Source organism: Sphingobium sp. LSP13-1-1.1 (assembly GCF_040676415.1).
GTDB lineage: Bacteria > Pseudomonadota > Alphaproteobacteria > Sphingomonadales > Sphingomonadaceae > Sphingobium.
Window position 1 is genome coordinate 304,089 of the sequence record NZ_JBEGHU010000045.1, and the last position, 18,543, is coordinate 322,631.

Annotated in this window: 20 protein-coding genes; 17 read left to right on the plus strand and 3 right to left on the minus strand. The window is 64.4% G+C overall.

Annotation, left to right across the window (positions count from 1 at the left end; genetic code table 11):
• Positions 1 to 228, minus strand: a complete 228-nt coding sequence (locus MRBLSP13_RS18610; RefSeq protein ID WP_363755980.1) for a hypothetical protein — start codon at positions 226 to 228, stop codon at positions 1 to 3.
• A 248-nt stretch (positions 229 to 476) separates the two neighbouring features.
• Between MRBLSP13_RS18610 and rpsB the strand changes: the two genes are divergently transcribed.
• From rpsB to MRBLSP13_RS18675, 13 genes are all read left to right on the plus strand, one after another.
• A complete protein-coding gene (rpsB, locus tag MRBLSP13_RS18615) occupies positions 477 to 1,235 on the plus strand; it encodes a 30S ribosomal protein S2 (protein ID WP_133652993.1) in 759 nt (252 codons plus the stop codon).
• Between the two features lie 101 nt (positions 1,236 to 1,336).
• Positions 1,337 to 2,263 carry a translation elongation factor Ts gene (tsf, locus tag MRBLSP13_RS18620; RefSeq protein ID WP_133652994.1) on the plus strand — a complete coding sequence of 309 codons (927 nt, stop codon included), beginning with the start codon at positions 1,337 to 1,339 and terminating at the stop codon, positions 2,261 to 2,263.
• Positions 2,264 to 2,434: 171 nt separating this feature from the next.
• Complete coding sequence (gene pyrH, locus MRBLSP13_RS18625) at positions 2,435 to 3,160, plus strand: UMP kinase (RefSeq protein ID WP_363737180.1); 726 nt, start codon at positions 2,435 to 2,437, stop codon at positions 3,158 to 3,160.
• Between the two features lie 6 nt (positions 3,161 to 3,166).
• A complete protein-coding gene (gene frr, locus MRBLSP13_RS18630) occupies positions 3,167 to 3,724 on the plus strand; it encodes a ribosome recycling factor (RefSeq protein WP_133652996.1) in 558 nt (185 codons plus the stop codon).
• A 43-nt stretch (positions 3,725 to 3,767) separates the two neighbouring features.
• The gene (gene uppS / locus MRBLSP13_RS18635) at positions 3,768 to 4,508 is read left to right on the plus strand and encodes a polyprenyl diphosphate synthase (protein ID WP_363737179.1); all 741 of its coding nucleotides are present in this window, start codon (positions 3,768 to 3,770) and stop codon (positions 4,506 to 4,508) included.
• 4 nt (positions 4,509 to 4,512) lie between these two features.
• On the plus strand, positions 4,513 to 5,292 hold the full coding sequence (locus tag MRBLSP13_RS18640; protein ID WP_363737178.1) for a phosphatidate cytidylyltransferase: 780 nt from the start codon (positions 4,513 to 4,515) through the stop codon (positions 5,290 to 5,292).
• Positions 5,289 to 6,446: a 1-deoxy-D-xylulose-5-phosphate reductoisomerase gene (locus MRBLSP13_RS18645; RefSeq protein ID WP_363737177.1), complete on the plus strand. Its 1,158-nt coding sequence runs from the start codon at positions 5,289 to 5,291 to the stop codon at positions 6,444 to 6,446. The genes MRBLSP13_RS18640 and MRBLSP13_RS18645 overlap by 4 nt, the downstream gene beginning before the upstream one ends.
• Entirely contained in the window at positions 6,443 to 7,576 is a 1,134-nt protein-coding gene (gene rseP, locus MRBLSP13_RS18650; RefSeq protein WP_363755982.1) for an RIP metalloprotease RseP, read from the plus strand. Before MRBLSP13_RS18645 ends, rseP begins: the two co-directional genes overlap by 4 nt.
• Before the next feature lie 112 nt (positions 7,577 to 7,688).
• Positions 7,689 to 10,391, plus strand: a complete 2,703-nt coding sequence (gene bamA, locus MRBLSP13_RS18655) for an outer membrane protein assembly factor BamA (RefSeq protein WP_363737437.1) — start codon at positions 7,689 to 7,691, stop codon at positions 10,389 to 10,391.
• A complete protein-coding gene (locus MRBLSP13_RS18660; RefSeq protein WP_363737175.1) occupies positions 10,391 to 11,050 on the plus strand; it encodes an OmpH family outer membrane protein in 660 nt (219 codons plus the stop codon). The genes bamA and MRBLSP13_RS18660 overlap by 1 nt, the downstream gene beginning before the upstream one ends.
• 8 nt (positions 11,051 to 11,058) lie before the next feature.
• Positions 11,059 to 11,541 (plus strand): 3-hydroxyacyl-ACP dehydratase FabZ, encoded by a 483-nt coding sequence (gene fabZ / locus MRBLSP13_RS18665; protein ID WP_363755984.1) that lies wholly within the window; start codon positions 11,059 to 11,061, stop codon positions 11,539 to 11,541.
• Between the two features lie 183 nt (positions 11,542 to 11,724).
• Positions 11,725 to 11,949, plus strand: a complete 225-nt coding sequence (gene rpmE, locus MRBLSP13_RS18670) for a 50S ribosomal protein L31 (RefSeq protein ID WP_007687040.1) — start codon at positions 11,725 to 11,727, stop codon at positions 11,947 to 11,949.
• A 229-nt stretch (positions 11,950 to 12,178) separates the two neighbouring features.
• Positions 12,179 to 12,598 carry a hypothetical protein gene (locus MRBLSP13_RS18675; RefSeq protein WP_363755986.1) on the plus strand — a complete coding sequence of 140 codons (420 nt, stop codon included), beginning with the start codon at positions 12,179 to 12,181 and terminating at the stop codon, positions 12,596 to 12,598.
• 258 nt (positions 12,599 to 12,856) lie between these two features.
• Here the strand turns inward: MRBLSP13_RS18675 and aroB are convergent, their stop codons facing one another.
• Positions 12,857 to 13,969, minus strand: a complete 1,113-nt coding sequence (gene aroB / locus MRBLSP13_RS18680; RefSeq protein ID WP_363737173.1) for a 3-dehydroquinate synthase — start codon at positions 13,967 to 13,969, stop codon at positions 12,857 to 12,859.
• Entirely contained in the window at positions 13,960 to 14,508 is a 549-nt protein-coding gene (locus MRBLSP13_RS18685) for a shikimate kinase (RefSeq protein WP_363737172.1), read from the minus strand. The genes aroB and MRBLSP13_RS18685 overlap by 10 nt, the downstream gene beginning before the upstream one ends.
• 94 nt (positions 14,509 to 14,602) lie before the next feature.
• Between MRBLSP13_RS18685 and MRBLSP13_RS18690 the strand changes: the two genes are divergently transcribed.
• From MRBLSP13_RS18690 to MRBLSP13_RS18705, 4 genes are read left to right on the plus strand one after another with little or no spacing between them, the layout of a single operon-like run.
• Entirely contained in the window at positions 14,603 to 14,791 is a 189-nt protein-coding gene (locus MRBLSP13_RS18690; protein WP_363737171.1) for a hypothetical protein, read from the plus strand.
• Positions 14,792 to 14,796: 5 nt separating this feature from the next.
• Positions 14,797 to 16,608 carry a hypothetical protein gene (locus MRBLSP13_RS18695; RefSeq protein WP_363755988.1) on the plus strand — a complete coding sequence of 604 codons (1,812 nt, stop codon included), beginning with the start codon at positions 14,797 to 14,799 and terminating at the stop codon, positions 16,606 to 16,608.
• A complete protein-coding gene (locus MRBLSP13_RS18700) occupies positions 16,608 to 17,525 on the plus strand; it encodes a tyrosine recombinase (protein ID WP_363755990.1) in 918 nt (305 codons plus the stop codon). Before MRBLSP13_RS18695 ends, MRBLSP13_RS18700 begins: the two co-directional genes overlap by 1 nt.
• Positions 17,526 to 17,536: 11 nt before the next feature.
• Positions 17,537 to 18,481 (plus strand): acetyl-CoA carboxylase carboxyltransferase subunit alpha, encoded by a 945-nt coding sequence (locus MRBLSP13_RS18705; RefSeq protein WP_363737168.1) that lies wholly within the window; start codon positions 17,537 to 17,539, stop codon positions 18,479 to 18,481.
• Positions 18,482 to 18,543: the final 62 nt, after the last annotated feature.

The following is an 18,543-nucleotide window of genomic DNA, read 5'->3' on the forward strand; positions in this document are numbered from 1 at the left end:
TCAGGCAGCCAGCACCGCGGCGGCAAAAGCGGGGCGTTCTTGTCGCGTCGAGGGTGCGGCGCGACGCCGGCTGATGCGCAGGCGATATACCGGAACCTGTCGCGGGATGGGTTCGAATGCGAGAGCCGCCACCATCTTGTCATGATAGGTCAGCAGCATGCCGACAATGACGCCCGCGGCGAGCAGGAATGATCCGGTGAAAACAAGTGCTGCGACCAGTGCGAACATATGCAGCTCACTTTCTGTCTTGCCATTTGCACGGCTTGGTTCACTATGGGCATGCAAACGGTGCAAATCCGCCGTTTGTTCCCAATGTTCTCCTTATGTTCTATCTAGAACGGAGAGTCAAGCCCTTGCAATGATATTCCGACGCGTCTAAACGCGCGCCCATTCCACATGGGAATCGACATATCCGGTGCTGCGGCGCGCTGCTTCAGTTCCTGATTCCCAGAGGTGTAACCGGAAGGAGAATAATTATGGCGGCTCCTGTCGTCACCATGCACCAATTGATCGAGGCTGGCGCCCATTTCGGCCACCAGACCCACCGCTGGAACCCGCGCATGAAGCCGTACATCTTCGGCGAGCGCAACGGCATTCACATCCTTGACCTGTCGCAGACCGTGCCGCTGTTCGGCCGCGCCCTGGACTTCGTGTCCGCGACCGTCGCCGCCGGCGGCAAGGTGCTGTTCGTCGGCACCAAGCGCCAGGCGCAGGATCCGATCGCTGAAGCCGCCCGCAAGTCGGGCCAGCATTTCGTCAACCATCGTTGGCTGGGCGGCATGCTCACCAACTGGAAGACCATCTCTGGCTCGATCAAGCGTCTGAAGACCTTGGAAGAGAAGCTGTCGGGCGACACCCACGGCTTCACCAAGAAGGAAGTCCTCCAGATGACCCGCGAGCGCGAGAAGCTCGAAATGTCGCTGGGCGGCATCCGCGACATGAACGGCATCCCTGACGTCATGTTCGTGATCGACGCCAACAAGGAAGAGCTGGCGATCAAGGAAGCCAACACGCTGGGCATTCCGGTCGTCGCGATCCTCGATTCGAACGTCTCGCCCGACGGCATCGCTTTCCCGGTTCCGGCGAATGACGACGCCAGCCGCGCGATCCGCCTCTACTGCGACGCCGTCGCCGCCGCCGCCACCAAGGGCAACCGTGGTGCGCAGCAGGCTTCCGGCGTTGACCTTGGCGCTCTGGACGAGCCCGAGGCCGAAGAGGTCGTCGCTCAGGCCTGAGACGCGGTCTTCGAACTGCAAGATTGACAGGCTAGGGCGCGCTCCGATGGAACGCGCCCTAGCGCTTATTTGAACCATCCGAAACATTTAGGAGCCGAAACATGGCCGAGATTACCGCTGCCGCCGTCAAGGAACTGCGCGACCGTTCGGGCGCGGGCATGATGGACTGCAAGAAGGCGCTCACCGAAGCCAATGGCGACATCGAAGCGGCAACCGACTGGCTGCGCGCCAAGGGTCTTGCCGCCGCGCAGAAGAAGTCGAGCCGCACCGCCGCTGAAGGTCTGGTCGGCGTCGCCGTTGCCGGCACCAAGGGCGTCGCCGTCGAAGTGAACAGCGAAACCGACTTCGTCGCCAAGAACGACCAGTTCCAGGATTTCGTCCGCACCGTGTCGACCATCGCGCTGGAAAATGGCGTTGCCGACGCCGACGCGCTGTCGAACGCTGCCTATCCGGCTGGCGGCACCGTGGCCGAGAAGCTGGTCGCCAACATCGCCACCATTGGTGAAAACCAGACCCTGCGCCGCGTCGGCCAGGTCGAGGTGAGCCAGGGCGTCGTCGTTCCCTATGTCCACAATGCCGCCGCTCCGGGTCTGGGCAAGATCGGCGTGCTGGTCGCGCTGGAGGGCGATGCATCCGCCGACGTTCTGGAGCCGCTGGGCAAGCAGATCGCGATGCACATCGCCGCTGCCTTCCCGCTGGCGCTGTCCTCGGCCGATATCGATCCGGCCCTGCTGGAGCGTGAGCGCGCGATCGCTGCCGAAAAGGCGGCCGAATCGGGCAAGCCCGCCGAGATCGTCGCCAAGATGGTGGACGGCGCCGTCGCGAAATATGCAAAGGAAAACGCGCTGCTGTCGCAGCTCTTCGTGATGGACAACAAGACCCCGGTCGCCGACGTGGTCGCCAAGGCGGCCAAGGAAGCCGGCGCGTCGATCACGCTGAAAAACTATATCCGCTTCCAGCTCGGTGAAGGTATCGAGAAGGAAACGAGCGACTTCGCCGCCGAAGTGGCCGCCGCCGCCGGCGTCTGATCCGACAGTTCGTTCGCTTTCGGCGGTGTCGGGAGGCTGAGGCTTCTCGACAAGCCGGACGCGGGCGCTAAGGAAGTTCGGGGTTGCCAAAACCCTGCTTCACATAATGGCGCGCGCTGCTTAAGGTGCGCGCCATTTCCTTGCCCGATCATAAAAGGAATATTGCCCCGCATGTCTCGCCCAGCCTTCAAGCGCATCCTGCTGAAACTTTCGGGCGAAGTGCTGATGGGGCAGGGGCAGTTCGGCATCGAGCCGGAAACGGTGAACCGCGTGGCGGGCGAGATTGCCGCGGCGAAGGATGCCGGGTTCGAACTGTGCGTGGTCGTGGGCGGCGGCAATATCTTCCGTGGCCTTGCGGGCGCCGCCAAGGGATTCGATCGGGCGAGCGCTGATTATATGGGCATGCTGGCCACCGTCATGAACGCGCTGGCCGTGCAGAATTCGCTGGAAAAGCTGGGCTATGACACCCGCGTCCAGTCCGCCATCCCGATGGCGTCGGTCTGCGAACCCTATATCCGGCGCAAGGCGGTGCGACATATGGAAAAGGGCCGGATCGTCATCTTCGCGGCGGGTACCGGCAGCCCCTTCTTCACCACCGACACCACGGCGGCGCTGCGCGCGGCGGAAATGGATTGCGACGCGCTGTTCAAGGGCACCAGCGTCGACGGCATCTACAATGCCGATCCGAAGAAGGTGCCCGATGCCGCCCGCTATGACGCGATCAGTTTCGATCAGGTTCTGAACGACAATCTGAAGGTCATGGACGCGAGCGCCATTGCCCTTTGCCGCGAAAACCACATCCCCATCGTCGTGTTCAACATCCGCGAAACCGGCAACCTGGCCAAGGTGCTGGCCGGCGATGGTGTGGCGACGATCGTGCAAAATCAGGAGCGCTGAAACAAAATGGCTCAATATGACAAGGCCGACCTCGAACGCCGCATGGCGGGTGCCGTGGAATCGCTGAAGGGCGATTTGTCGGGGCTGCGTACGGGCCGGGCCAATATCCAGCTTCTCGATCCTGTGACGGTCGAGGTTTATGGCGCGCATATGCCGCTCAACCAGGTCGCGACCGTTTCGGCGCCCGAACCGCGCATGCTGTCGGTCCAGGTGTGGGACAAGAGTAATGTCGGCCCGTGCGACAAGGCGATCCGTTCGGCGGGCCTGGGCCTCAACCCCATTGTCGATGGCCAGACGCTGCGCCTGCCGATCCCGGACCTGACGGAGGAGCGCCGCAAGGAACTGGCCAAGCTCGCCAGCAAATATGCGGAAGGGGCCCGCATCGCCGTCCGCAATGTCCGCCGTGACGGCATGGACAGCCTGAAGGCGGACGAGAAGAAGGGCGAGATCAGCGAGGATGAGCGCAAGCGCAAGGAAACCGAGGTCCAGAAGCTGACCGACAGCACCATCGCGGATATCGATGCGACGGCGGCGGCGAAGGAAAAGGAAATTCTCGGTCAGTGATCCGGGGCTTTCCTTTCGCGGCCAAAGCACGCATTCCTGTCTGATGGCGACCCAAGCCAAACCCGATCTGACCAGCGGCGCGCCAGCCCATGGCGCGCGTCATGTCGCCATCATCATGGACGGCAACGGCCGTTGGGCGAAGAAGCGCTTCCTGCCGCGTATCGCCGGCCATCGCGCCGGGGTGGAGGCGGTGCGCCGCGTCGCCCGCGCCGCGCGGGAGCTGGGCCTGGAATGCCTGACGCTCTACGCCTTTTCCTCGGAAAACTGGAAGCGTCCGGCGAGCGAGGTGGCCGATCTGATGGCCCTGCTGCGCCATTTCATCCAGTCCGACCTCGACGAATTCCACGCCAATGGCGTGCGGCTGCGCATCATCGGCAATTATCGGGCGCTGGATCCCTCGCTGGTCGAAATGATCGACAATGCGATGGCGCGGACAGCCGGCAACAGCGGGCCGATCATAGCCATAGCGCTGAATTACGGCGCGCAGGACGAACTGGTGCGCATGGCGCAGACGCTGGCGCGCCGGGTGGCCGCGGGCGAGATCGCGGCCGAGGAGATCGGTCTGGATGATGTGGATGCAGCGCTCTACACCGCCGACCTGCCACCGCTCGACCTGATGATCCGTACCTCGGGCGAGCAGCGGCTCAGCAATTTCATGCTGTGGCAGGCCGCCTATGCGGAGCTGTATTTCACCGACATGCTGTGGCCGGATTTCGACGCGAGGGCGCTCGCCGCCGCGCTGGACGCCTTCCGCCTGAGGGACCGCCGTTTCGGCGGGCTGTGACAGCATGTCGAGCGAGCTTCGCACCCGCGCGATAGTCGGTGTCCTCCTTATCCTGGTGGCGTTGGGCGCCTTGTTTGCGGGCGGTTTCGCCTTTTGGGTGCTGTTGTCCGTGGCGGGCGTGCTGATGCAGGGGGAGTGGGGCGACCTGACGGGAGCCAGGCCTGAGAATCGCAAGCTGGCGATGTTTGCCGTATCGGTGCCGCTGGCGATTCTTTGCCCCGCGGCGGCCGGCGTGTCCTGGCTTGGCTTCACGCTGATGGCGGCTGCCTTCTTCTTTGTTGCGCTGGCCGGTCGTTCGGTCAGGCTGGCGCTGGGCGTGCCCTATATCGTCGTGCCGGTGATGGCGTTGCTGTTCCTGCGCGAGCAGTCGCCCAATCTTCAGGGGCTGCTGCTGACCTTCTGGGCGCTGGGTCTCGTCTGGGCGACGGATATCGGCGCCTATTTCGCCGGTCGCTCGATCGGCGGGCCGAAACTGGCGCCACGTATCAGCCCTTCCAAGACCTGGTCCGGCCTGGGCGGCGGCGTGCTGGCGGCCCTGATGGTCGGTTTTCTGCTCTATCGGTTCGCGGACCTGCCGATCCAGCTCGCCGCGGCAAGCGGTCTGCTGGCAGTGGCGGCGCAACTGGGTGACCTGCTGGAAAGCTGGATGAAGCGCCGGGCCGGCGTCAAGGACAGCGGTACGCTGCTGCCCGGCCATGGCGGCGTGATGGACCGGCTGGACGGGGTGGTCGCCGCCGCACCGCTGGCCGCGATCTGCTATATGATCCTGGTGCAATTGCCATGAGGAAGGTGTCGGTCTTTGGCGCGACCGGGTCGGTCGGCATGTCCACGCTGGACCTGATCCAGCGTGATCCGGAAGGCTATCGGGTCGTTGCCCTGACCGCGCACAACGACGTGGCGGGCCTGGCGGCCGCCGCGCGGCAGAGCAATGCCGCGATCGCCGTGATCGGGAACGAGGCGCGTTATGAGGCGCTGAAGGACGCGCTGCGCGGTTCGGGGACGGAGGCGGCGGCGGGCGAAAGCGCTTTGATCGACGTCGCGGGGGCCGGTGCAGACTGGAGCATGGCCGCGATCGTCGGCTGCGCGGGGTTGCGCCCGACCATGGCCGCGCTCAAGGCGGGCGGCACGGTGGCGCTTGCCAACAAGGAGTCGCTGGTATCCGCGGGCGCGCTGATGATGGATGCGGTCGGCGCGTCGGGTGCCACGCTGTTGCCAGTCGACAGCGAACATAACGCCATATTCCAGTGCCTTGCGGGCAGTCGCATGGAAGATGTGGCAAGGATCACCCTGACGGCGAGCGGCGGCCCTTTCCGCACCCGCAGTCGGGAGGAGATGCGCGGCATAACGCCCGCGCAGGCGGTCGCCCATCCCAACTGGTCGATGGGCGCCAAGATCAGCGTCGACAGCGCGACGATGATGAACAAGGGGCTGGAACTGATAGAGGCGGCGCATCTCTTCCCGGTCGGGCTCGACCGGATCGAGATCCTCGTCCATCCGCAATCGGTCATCCATTCCATGGTCGAATATCGCGATCGATCCACCCTGGCGCAGCTTGGTTCGCCCGACATGCGCATACCGATCGCCCATGCGCTGGCATGGCCGGAGCGGATCGCCACGCCCTGCCAGCCGCTGGACCTCGCCCGGATCGGTCGCCTGGATTTCGAGGCGCCGGATGAGGATCGCTTCCCCGCGCTGCGGCTGACCCGACAGGCGGCGGAGGCTGGCGGCGCTGCGCCCGCCATATTGAACGCGGCCAATGAGGTCGCCGTCGCCGCCTTCCTCAAAGGCGCCATAGGCTTCCTTGATATCGCCATGATTGTGGATGATGTCCTGAACGGTTATAGCGCGCCTGTGCCCCAGCAGATCGACGATGTGCTGGAAGCGGACGCGCAGGCGCGCAAGAGGGCTGCGCAAGTGATGGAAAGATTGACCGCTTGATCCAGAATCCCGGTTTCCTGTTGACCGTAGTGGCATTCGTGGCGGTCATCGGCCCGCTCGTCTTCGTGCATGAGCTGGGCCATTATCTGGTGGGCCGCTGGTGTGGGGTGAAGGCGGAGGCCTTCTCCATCGGCTTCGGCCCGGAAATCGCCGCCTGGGTCGACAGGCGCGGCACCCGGTGGCGCCTGGGCGCCCTGCCGCTGGGCGGCTATGTGCGCTTCAAGGGCGATATGAACGCCGCCAGCCAGACCGACCCGCGCTGGCTGGAACTGCCTGCCGCCGAACGGGCGGAGAGCTTTCCGGCCAAGCCATTGTGGCAGCGGGCCGCGATCGTTGCGGCCGGGCCGGCGATCAATTTCCTCTTTGCCATAGCGATCCTGGCGACCTTCGCCCTTGTCCATGGCGAGAGCCGCACGCCCGCCGTGGCCGGGCATGTTCAGCCGGGCAGCGCAGCGGCCGCAGCGGGTATACTGGCGGGTGACCGTATCGTATCGCTCAACGGGCGGGCGATGACGACCTTCGACGATATCCGCCTGTTCGCTCAGATTCGCCCGGGTGAGCCCGTCACCATCCTGATCGACCGGCAGGGCAAGCTGATCGAAAAGCAGGGCAAGGTCGGCGCGGTCGAGGAAAATGACGGGTTCGGCAATAGATTCCGGCTGGGGCGGCTGGGCATCGCGCCGGGCGAGCCGGTGATCGAGCCTGTCAGCCTTGTCCGCGCGCCTGTCGTCGCGATCGAACGGACGGGTCAGATCATCCGCACCATGGTCGAGACGCTGGGCCAGATCGTCGGGGGCGGCCGGTCGGTCAAGGAACTGGGCGGACCGCTCAAGATTGCCGAGGTTTCGGGACAGGCCGCGACGCTGGGGGTGGAAAGCTTCGTCTTCTTCATGGCGCTGATCTCGATTAACTTGGGGTTCATCAACCTCTTGCCAATCCCGATGCTGGATGGCGGCCATCTGCTGTTCTATGGGGTGGAGGCGATACAGCGGCGGCCGGTCAGTCCGCAGGTGCAGGAATGGGCCTATCGTTCGGGTCTGGCGGTCCTGCTGGCGATGATGGTGCTGGTAACATTCAACGATTTATCCTCTTTCGGTCTCTGGGATCGTCTGTCCGGCTTGATCGGCTGAGCCGTATCGGGCAGGAGGGCGCGATTTGGCGCCGTCTTTCCGGATATGTACGGAATGGGTCCGGCGTGAACGACATGTTGCTTTTTTGTAGAAGGTGGAGCGGGTGACAGCGATGATGAGCAGCAACAGGCAGCGCCCGGTCGTCGTGGCCCTGTTGGCGACGACGATGATCGCGGGCATGTCTGCAGTCCCGGCGATGGCTCAAAATGCCCCGCCGGCGGCCGCACCTGTTCCCGCGCCCGTGCCAGCGGTTGCGCCCGCAGCCGGCACGATCCGCAACATCACCGTCACCGGCGTCCAGCGCCTGGAACCCGACACGGTGCTGTCCTACACCAAGCTGCGCATCGGCCAGCCCTTCACCCAGGAATCGCTCGACCAGGCGCTGCGCGACCTTTACGAGACGGAGCTGTTCGCCGACGTCCAGATCCGCAACGACAATGGCGCGCTGACCGTCGAGGTGAAGGAAAACCCGGTCATCAACCGCATCGTCCTTGAAGGTAATAAGCGCCTCAAGGAAGACAAGATACGTCCTGAAATAAAACTGGCTCCGCGGCAGATCTATACCCGGTCCAAGGTCCGCGCGGATGTTGCCCGCATCATCGAACTGTATCGCCGCCAGGGCCGCTTCGCCGCCACGGTCGAGCCGAAGATGGTGCAGCTCGACCAGAACCGTGTCGATATCGTCTTCGAAATTTCCGAAGGGCCCAAGTCCAAGGTTCGTCAGATCAACATCATCGGCAACGAGAAGTTCAAGGACGGCGAACTGCGCAGCCAGATGGTGACGAAGCAGTCGCGCTGGTTTCGCATCTTCTCCTCGGGCACCAGCTACGACCCGGATCGCCTGGCCTATGACCAGCAGAAGCTGCGCCAGTTCTATCTGACCAACGGCTATGCCGATTTCCGCGTGATTTCCGCCGTGGCGGAACTGACGCCCGACAAGCAGGACTTCATCATCACCTATGTGGTCGAGGAAGGGCAGCGCTACAAATTCGGCGACGTGAAGGTCAACAGCGACATTCGCGACCTGTCGGGCGATTCGCTGACCAAGATGCTGCCGATGAAGAAGGGCGACTGGTACAACGCCAAGCAGGTCGAGGACACGGTCGACACGCTGAGCGAGACGGCGGGCCTGTTCGGCTATGCCTTTGCCGACGTCCAGCCGGACTTCCAGCGCAACAAGGACACGCTGACGATGGGGATTGATTTCCGCATCGCCAATGCGCCGCGCGTCTATGTCGAGCGCGTCGACATCAACGGCAACACGCTGACCCAGGACAAGGTGGTCCGGCGCGAATTCCGCCTGGCCGAAGGGGATGCGTTCAACAGCTTCCTGGTCAAGCGGTCGAAGGACCGCATCAACTCCCTGGGCTTCTTCCAGGAAAAGCTGGACGTCGAACAGAAGCCGGGTTCTGCGCCCGACCGCATCGTTCTGGAAACGAACGTGCAGGAAAAATCGACCGGCGAACTGTCGCTGTCGGCTGGTTTCTCCTCGCTGGAACGCTTCATTGTCTCGGCGTCGATCACGCAGCGCAACTTCCGCGGCAAGGGCCAGGAACTGCGCACCAGCGTCAATTACTCGGCCTACAGCAAGTCGATCGAACTGGGCTTTACCGAGCCCTATTTCATGGACAAGAACATCGCGCTGGGCGGCGACATCTATCGCCGCGACCTCAACAGCTTCAACTATATCAACAATAACGACCGCAACCGCACCTACCAGCAGACCACGACCGGCTTCCAGCTTCGCGCCGGCGTGCCGATCACGGAATATATGTCGCTTGCGCTGCGCTACACGCTCAACCTCGACAATGTGACGCTGGACAAGTCGACCTATTATACCGACAGCAATGGCGACGGTATTCGCGGCAACAGCGCTGGCGACACCTGCGACCCGATCCTGTCGGGCCGTTATCTTTGCGACGCCATCGGCAAGCGCACCACGTCCATGATCGGTTATTCGCTGATCTACGACACGCGCGACAACCGCATCCGGCCGACGCGCGGCAATAATCTGGTTCTCAGCCAGGATTTCGCCGGCCTGGGCGGCAGCGTCAAATATGTCCGCACCCGCCTCAGCGGCGGAAAATACTGGCCTGTCGGCGGTGGTTTCATTTTCTCGCTGACTGGCGAAGGCGGCTATATCCACAGCCTTGAGGGGGATCGCCGCGACAGCACGGGCGCCCTGGTTGATGCGGTTCGCCTCACGGACCGCTTCTTCCTCGGCAATCCGCAGATTCGCGGCTTCGACATTCGTGGCGTCGGGCCCCGGATCGTCCGTCGCTACTTCACGACCACAGCCAATAGCGACGGCACCTTCACCGGTGTCGAGAATACCGGCAACAACAATCGCGCCGACGACGCGTTGGGCGGCCGCATTTATTATCTGGCGCATGCGGAAATGGAAATTCCGCTGGGTTCGGGCGCGCGTGAAATGGGGCTGCGGCCTTCGGTGTTCGTGGACGCGGGCGCTGTCGGGGGGCTCAAGAGACCTGGTCTGGTCAGCGTACCTGGCTCCACCCCAGGCACCTTCCCGGGCTTCTGCTCGTCCACCAGCAATCCCGCCTTGCCGGTGGTTCAGGCTACCGGATCGGCCGTGGCGCCTGTCTGCAACACGGCTGTCGGCTATAATACGGTCAGCAGCGGCTTCGTGGAACAATATCTCGGCGACACGCTCAAGCCGCGTGTTGCCGTGGGCTTCGGCGTCAACTGGAACTCGCCCTTCGGTCCGTTCCGTATCGACATCGCCAAAGCCCTGCTCAAGGAACCAGGGGACGACACTCAGCTCATTAGCTTCAACGTAGGGACTCAATTCTGATGAAGACGATTTTCAAGGCTGCTGCGCTGGTTCTTGCGCCAATGACTGCCATGGCGCTGACCAGCGTTCCTGCCGCTGCCCAGTCGAAGACCGGCATCGCCGTCGTCGACCTGCAGCGCGCCGTTGCCACCAGCTCGGCCTATTCGACCGCGCGCACGCAGATCCAGACCACTTACAAGGCGCAGATCGACAGCTTCACCGCGCGCAAGAACGCCATCGACGCGGACCTGAAGGCGAAGGGCACTGCCCTGGAAACCGCGATGAAGGCCGCCGGCGGCAAGCCGACCCCGGCGATCCAGACCCAATATGAGGCCTATCAGAAGGCCGGCCAGGACGGTCAGGCCGAACTGCAGCGCCTGGGCCAGCCGATCGCGCTCGCCAACGCCTATGTCGAGGAGCAGATTTCGGCCAAGCTGTCGGACGCGCTCAAGTCCGCCATGACCAAGGCCAAGGTTGACCTGATCCTGTCGCCCGACGCGACCGTGTCCTATCAGCCGACCGTCGACATCACCCAGTCGGTGGTGACCGAACTCAACGCGCTGGTGCCCAGCGTCGGCATCACCCCGCCGGCCGGCTGGCAGCCGGGCCGTCAGGGCCAGGGCGCTGCCGCCCCTGCCGCTGCACCCGCCAATCCGTCGCAGCAGCCGGCCTCGCGCTGATCGCACGGATGACGGATCAGACTGACAATGCGGCCGCCGCCGTCGGCCCCATCGATATTCGTGGGGTGATGGCGGCGCTGCCGCACCGTTATCCGATGCTGCTCGTCGACCGCGTGATTTCGCTCGTGCCCAACAGCGCGATCCACGCGGTCAAGGCAGTGTCGATCAACGAGGACTTCTTCCAGGGGCACTTCCCCGGCCGGCCGATCATGCCCGGCGTATTGATCGTCGAAGCCATGGCGCAGGCCGCAGGCGTGCTGACGGTCGAGACGATGAACCTGCGGGGTTCGGGCAAGCTCGTCTATTTCATGAGCATCGACGGGGCTAAGTTCCGCAATCCGGTCGAACCGGGCTGCCTGCTCGACCTGCATGTCGATCTGGTCCAGATCCGTGGCCGCGTCTGCAAGTTCACGGGCAAGGCGATGGTCGAGGGCAAGCTCTGCGCGGAGGCCAGCTTCGTCGCGATGATTGCCGACCCGCCTGTGGATTGAGGCGGGGTAGTGATCCGGAATTTCCCGTCACTTCCGCCCCGGCGGGAATGACGGGGTCGACCGGCCAAGGGGCAAGGTCCGCTCTTCCCCTTGCTTTTGCGCGCATTCCCATGTAACGGCGCGCCTTCGCAATTTTTCGCATCCATGGCCGGTCGGAAACCGGCCCCTGAACGGAGCAGACCCATGAAGGCCGATACCCACCCCGATTACCACTTCATCACCGTCCAGATGACCGACGGCACCACGTTCCGCACTCGCTCGACCTGGGGCAAGGAAGGCGACACGCTGGCGCTCGACATCGATCCCAAGTCGCATCCGGCCTGGACCGGCGGTACCCGCCAGCTTGAACAGGGCGGCCAGGTTGCCCGCTTCAACAAGCGCTTTGGCGGCCTGACGCTGAAGAAGTAATCGACGCCTTCAAGGGGCATGATTTGAAAGGGCGCCTTCTGGGCGCCCTTTTTTGTTGGATAAGGGGGCAGGTTCGACCAGTTGTCGCTGGTCATGATATTGAGGAGATGCTCGAAAGCGGTCATGCCCTCAACTCATCCGCAAGATGCCGGACCTCCTATATCAGGTGTATGCTGTAACGTTGAGCGTTGGCATCGCGTTCGCCAAGCGCATTTGATAAGCGGGAATCATGAAAAAAGCCTCGATGATCACCATCTTTGCGTCGATGCCAGCCATGTCCGTTCCCGCGCTGGCACAACCGGCTGCCACGGCATCTGATCCGCCCGAATCATCGTCCCCGCGAACCGTTAACCTGACCGTCTATGGCAATGATTCCTGTCCGCCGGGCCGGGATAATGAGATTGTGGTCTGTGCCCGTAGACCGGAAGCGGAGCGCTATCGCATCCCCAAGGAATTACGGGAAAAATCGGCTTCATCGAGTGCTCCAGGTTGGACGAGCCAAGCTGCGACCATGGAAGAAACGCAACGTGACAGCCTGCCCGTCAGCGGTTGTTCGGTCGTCAGCAGCAGCGCTGCCGGTTGTCTTGCCAAGGCGTTGCGACAATGGCGCGCCGAGCGGCGCATGGAGCATGCCAAAAATCACCCTTGAGGCGCTGCACGGATATGCCCTTTGGAGATCGATAAATTGTTACGATCATCACCCTGGGTGCTTCTCGATAACGGACGCAAGTCAGATTAGATCATGGCAAGTTCGGCTGGAGATATGCCCGCGGTATGGCGAGAAATTCATGCCACCGGAAGAAGATGCGCCGGGATATGAGATTGTTTGGCCTGACAACAGCTTGCTGAGCACTTAAATTGGGCTGTGTCCCCGGATACAACCCTGACCTTCATTCCTGCCTTGGTGTCAAACCTCGGCCGCGCGATCCTGATCCAGAAACGCAGCCACATCGTCCAGCACGACATCCTTCGACAGAAAGGTCTGCCCGATTCCCCGCGCCAGCAGGAAGGAGAGGGTGCCTGCCGCCATTTTCTTGTCGTGCAGCATATATGCGACAAGCGCCGCGCCGTTCGCCTTCACATGCGCGCTGGCCAGATCGTGCGGCAGGCCGACGGCCTTCAGATGCGCGGTCACCCGCTCTGCATCTTCGACCGTGCAGAGGCCGAGCCGCGCCGAATAACGGAACGCAAGGGCGGTTCCCGCCGCAACAGCCTCGCCATGGAGCAGAAGATCGGAAAAGCCGGTATCCGCCTCCAGCGCATGGCCGAAAGTATGGCCTAGGTTCAGCAAGGCCCGCCTTCCGGACGTCTCCCGCTCATCGTCGGCCACAATGGCCGCCTTGGCGGTCACGCTGCGCTCTATGGCATATTCGCGCGCCTGGACGTCGCCGGACAGCAGCTTATGTCCTTCCGTCTCGCACCAGGCGAAAAAGACGGGATCGTCGATCAGGCCATATTTCACCACCTCGGCATAGCCGGCCCGCGTTTCGCGCGCGGGCAGCGTGTCGAGCGTCGATGGATCGATCAGCACCAGCGAGGGCTGGTAGAAGCTGCCCACCAGATTCTTGCCCGCCTTCGCGTTGATCGCGGTCTTGCCGCCGACGGAACTGTCCACCTGCGCCAGCAACGTCGTCGGCACCTGGATGAAATGGCAGCCGCGCTTCAGGATCGAGGCGGCAAAGCCCACCAGGTCTCCGATCACGCCGCCCCCCAGCGCCACTACATGGTCGCCGCGCTCGATCTCCAGTGCCAGCAGCGCGTCGAGCAGTTCTTCCAGGTGGCGCCAGCTCTTGGTCTGCTCGCCCGGCGGCAGGATGATGGGTTCCACCGCGACATTGGCGGCGCGCAGGCTCGCTTCCAGGCGGGGGAGCTGCGTGGCGGCGACATTTGCGTCGGTGACGACGACCAGCCGTCCCTTGCGCGCATAGCCCGCAAGATGCGTCCCCGCCCGGTCCAGCGCACCTTGTTCGATCAGAATGTCGTAGCTGCGCGAATCGAGCGCGACGCGGACTATGGCCATTGGGAAAGCTGCTCCATGATGCTGTCGACTGCCACGTCATGCGGCGCGGCGGCGCTTTTCACATGAATGGGGCAGAGCGCGTAGACCGGATTGCGTATGGCCGCGAGCTCAGTCAGCACCACGCGCGGATCCTTGCCCTTCAGCAGCGGACGCCCCTCCCGTCGCGACACCCGGTCCACCAGCGTGTCGATGTCGGCGTTCAACCAGATCGCCAGCGCATGATCCAGGATCAGCGCCCGCGTCTCTTCCTGCATGAAGGCGCCGCCGCCGGTCGCGATCACCTTGGGCTCGCCGTCCATCAGGCGGGCGATCACCCGCCGTTCGCCGTCGCGGAAATAGTCCTCGCCATAACGTTCGAACATTTCGGTGATCGTCATGCCCGCCGCTTTTTCGATCTCCTCGTCGGCATCGACGAAACCCAGGCCGAGCCGCGCCGCCAGCCGCCGGCCGACGGTCGATTTGCCAACGCCCATCATGCCCACCAGGACGATGGGGCCGCGCTTCGCTTGCGCATCGGCGGATTTGCTGTTTCGCTGCATGGCGAGCGGGGCTATACATCCCCGCGTCGACAAGGCAAATCGCAACTTTCCTTCAGCTTTGGCCCAGCCAGAATAGCCAGCCAGAACAGGACTCATGAAGCGCAATCGTTCCTACAGCAATTTTGAGGGCAGTTCCCGGCGCCGCAAGACGTCCCTGCCGATCATTCCCATCATTGCGGTCCTCGTGCTGGCGGGGATCATCGCCCTGCTCTGGTCGCGCGGCGGCGAAAAGCCGCAGGCTCGCGTGGAAAAGGTCATTCCTGCCGAAAAGCTGGGCCGGTAAACGGCATGCGGCAGCGGCGGGTGAACGCGAAATGGGCGCTGGGCACGCTGGCGCTGGCGCTGGCGCTGCCTGTGGTGGCGCAGGAGACGCCCGAATCGCTCCTGCCGCCCGGCTTTGGCGATGCGCCCGCGGCGCCGCCACCCGTTGCGCCGCCGCCGCGCCCCGCACCGGGCACCCCGGCGGCGCCTGCCGGTTCGCCCTCCGTGGTGCCCATATTGCCGCCCGGCTTCACCGTCCAAGAGGCGGGCGACAATGCGACGGAACCGATGAGCGAGGAGGAGCTCTCCGCCGAAAAGCAGAAATATGACCTGCCTGAAAACGCGCATCGTTCGCTCGACCGCATAGGGCCGCTGACGCCCGGCCGGTTGGGACTGGCGCCCAATGCCTTTGGCGCGCAATCGGGCTGGTTCCTGGCGACGTTGATGAAGGAAACGCGCGCGCCGATCACATCGCGCTGGGCGTCGATCCTGCTGCGCCGGGCGCTGCTGTCGGCGACCGATACGCCGCGCGACATCGATGGCGCGGACTGGGTGGCCGAGCGCGCCTGGCTGCTGCTGCGCATGGGGGAGGCGGACAGTGCCCGCCTGCTGGTGCAGAGCGTTGATTCCGACCGTTTCACCCCGCGCCTCTACGCCATCGCCATGCAGACCTATCTGGCGACGGCCGATCCGGCGGGCCTTTGCCCGCTGTCGGCGGGCGCGCTGCGGTTCAGCAAGGAGCCTGGCTGGGACATGACGCGGGCGATCTGCCCGGCCTTGTCGGGGGATCAGGGAACGGCCAGCGGCGCGCTCAATCAGGAGCAGCGGCGCGGCATGGTGCGCGGCATCGACTATCGGCTGGCGGAAAAGGTCGTCGGCGCGGGATTCAACGCCCGCCGGTCAGTAAAGATCGAATGGGACGGGGTGGACCGGCTGACGGCTTGGCGCTTCGGTCTGGCGACGGCGCTCAATGTCGAGATACCCGATGATCTCTATGCCACGGCGGGTGCGCATGTCCGCGCCTGGGAAGCGCGCGCGCCTGCTTTGTCCGCCGTTCGCCGCCTGCCGGGAGCGGAGGTGGCGGCGCGGCTCGGCGTCTTTTCCTCGCAGGCGCTGGTCGATTTCTACGGCCAGTTGCAGTCCGATGGTGACGTGCCCGCCAAAGCGGCCGATCGGGTGGATGCGTTGCGTGCAGCCTATGCCGGCGCGGGGGCTGACGAGCGGCTGCAGGCCATGCGGACGCTCTGGCAGAATGAGGCGCGGCCGGATTTCGTCGGATTGATCGCGACGGCGCGTGCGGCCGCGGCGTTGCCGGTTTCAGAGCTGAGCGCGCGCGATGCGGCCAATCTGGTCGCCGCGATGTTCACCGCCGGTTATGATCGCAGCGCGGCGCAATGGTCGCGGCTCGCGGCGCAGGCGGACGGGGACGGCGCGGCGGACCTTTGGGCCCTGCTGGCGGTCGGCGCGCCGAGTGCGGTGGTGGAGATCGGTGCGGGACGGGTTTCCTCCTTCGCCAAGGATGCCGATCCGCGCAAGGCCCAGATGCTGATAGCGTCGCTGGCTGGACTTGCGCGGCTCAATGCGCAGGACAGCGCGTCGCTGGCGCAGGATCATGGTTTCAATCTGGCTGCCGCCAGCCGCTGGTCGCGCGCGATCGACGCCGCGGCTGCCCGTGGCGAGAAGGGCAGCGTCGCGCTGTTGGCGGCGGTCGGCATGCAGACCGCCGACTGGAACCGCCTGCCGGCCTTCCACCTCTACCATATTGTCGGGGCGCTGCACCGCGTCGGCCTCGATCCCGAAGCGCGGATGATCGCCGCGGAGGCGATGACGCGACTCTGATGGGAGAGGATGCCGCGCTTATCGACCGCTTTCTGGAGATGATGGCGGCCGAACGGGGTGCGTCGCGCAATACGTTGCTGGCCTATCGGGCCGATCTGCAGGGCGCGGCGGACCTTGTCGGCGGTCTGGTGGTCGCGACCAAGGATGGCCTGGCGGAACTGGCCACAGCCTGGGCGGCATTGGCGGCCTCTTCGGTCGCCCGGAAATCTTCCGCCCTGCGCGCCTTCTACGCCTTTCTGGAGGAGGAGGGGCTGCGCGCCGACAATCCGTCCGCCGCCCTGCCGCGTCCCGTGACCCGTCGGCCCCTGCCCCGGATCCTTTCGACCCAGGAGGTCGAGTCCCTGTTCGCACTGATCGCGGCGAAGCTGGTCGTCGATCATCCTGCGCCACTGGATCTGCGGCTGTCGGCGCTGATCGAACTGCTTTACGGATCGGGGCTTCGGGCGACGGAACTGGTGTCGCTGCCGCGCCGCGCCCTGGCGTCGGATCGCCCGTTCCTGATCCTGAAGGGCAAGGGCGCGCGCGAACGGCTGGTGCCGATCTCCGACCGGGCCCGTGCCGCCGTGGCGGCCTGGTTGCTCCATGTGCCGGCCGACAGTCCCTGGCTTTTCCCTTCGGGCAAGAGCCATGTCAGCCGGATTCGTCTTTATCAGATGGTGAAGGCCCTGGCCGCCGCTGCCGGCATCACGCCGGAGCGGGTCAGCCCCCATGTGCTGCGCCATGCCTTCGCCACGCATCTGCTGGAGGGTGGGGCAGACCTGCGCGCGCTGCAGTCCATGCTGGGCCATGCCGATATCGGCACGACGCAAATCTACACCCATGTCGACAGCCGCAGGCTGGTCGAACTGGTCAACAGCCGCCATCCGCTTGCTTCCATGACGCATCGCCGCGTTGACGGCGAAGCATCTGCGTCCTAACGCCATGCGCCATGGTTAGTTTTCTCGAATTCGAAAAGCCGATTGCCGAACTGGAAGCGCGCATCATCGAATTGCGCGCGACCGCCAATGCGGGCGACATCGACATCAGCGGCGAGATCGACAAGCTGGAGCAGCGCGCCTCGAAAATGCTGGTCGATACCTATGCCAGGCTGTCACCCTGGCAGAAGACGCAGGTTGCTCGCCATCCCGAACGTCCGCATTTCAAGGATTATGTCGCGGGCATGTTCGACAATTTCATGCCCTTGGCCGGCGACCGGGCCTTTGCCGACGATCAGGCGATCATCGGTGGTTTCGCGACGCTGGACGAGCGGCGCGTGGTGGTGATCGGCCATGAGAAGGGCGATGATACGGCAAGCCGCGTCCGCCATAATTTCGGCATGGCGAAGCCCGAGGGCTATCGAAAGGCGATCCGCCTGATGCAGCTTGCCGACCGCTTCGGCCTGCCGGTGGTGACGCTGGTCGATACGTCGGGCGCTTTCCCCGGCGTGCAGGCGGAGGAACGCGGACAGGCGGAGGCGATCGCCCGTTCGACGGAGCAATGCCTGGCGATGGGCGTGCCGATGGTGGCCGCCGTGGTGGGCGAGGGCGGCTCCGGCGGTGCGGTGGCGCTGGCGGCTGCCAATCGCGTGCTGATGTTCGAACATGCGGTCTATTCGGTGATCTCGCCCGAAGGCTGCGCCTCCATCCTCTGGCGCACCGCCGAAAGGGCGAGCGATGCCGCAACTGCCATGCAGGTGACGGCGCAGCATCTGAAGGCGCTGGGCGTCATCGACCGCATCGTGCCGGAACCAGTCGGCGGCGCCCATCGGGAGCCGGTGCAGGCGATCGCCAATCTGGGCGCCGCGATCGGGGAGGAGCTGGATTCGCTATCCGGTCTTGGTGCCGACGCGCTGCGTACCGATCGCGCCGACAAGTTTCTGGCCATCGGCGTCTGACGGCGCGATCCTCTGTTTCGGGGAACATCCGCCTGCTATTGCTCGTTACGCGAAGGTAACAG